The organism is Cupriavidus gilardii, assembly GCF_008801915.1.
Lineage (GTDB): Bacteria > Pseudomonadota > Gammaproteobacteria > Burkholderiales > Burkholderiaceae > Cupriavidus > Cupriavidus gilardii.
The window spans coordinates 1-437 of sequence record NZ_VZOV01000104.1 but is presented as its reverse complement, the minus strand read 5'-3'; the positions used below and the strand labels follow the sequence as shown (position 1 = coordinate 437).

The window sequence follows — 437 nt, the reverse complement described above, 5'->3', positions numbered from 1 at the left end:
CGCTTCCTCGGCGGGCTGCTCGGCCAGCATCCGCGATTGCTGCATCGTCAGCCCACACGAAGAACAAGCGATGCCATCCGGCTCGGCCTGCTGCGCGCTCGGCGCGGCGCGGGATAGCAGGGCGCGCAAAGCATGAATGCGCTTGCTCGGCAGCATCCCCGCCAGTTCCTCGGACAACCGTGCGACATCATCTTCCATCAGCCCCGCCTGGGCGATGGCCGCGTTCCACCCGGCTACGAAATCGCTTTCTCGCTGCGCAGAAATACCAGCCGGCTCCGGCCCAAAACGCGACATATGGGCGTTCAGGCATTCCGTCAGCCCCGCCGCCTGCGCTGCCGGCTGCTGCGCGAGGTGCTCGGCGCGTAGGGCGGTGCGGCCAGCTTCCCATGCGGATTGCGCTGATTCGGTATGCCCATACTCGAACGAGTCCGAGTCGA

General features: G+C 66.6%; 1 protein-coding gene. It reads right to left on the bottom strand.

The window, feature by feature from the left end; all coding sequences use genetic code 11:
* The coding region (locus F7Q96_RS26665; protein WP_151023676.1) for a hypothetical protein at positions 1-294 on the bottom strand (294 nt) is incomplete at its 3' end.
* Positions 295-437 lie beyond the last annotated feature (143 nt).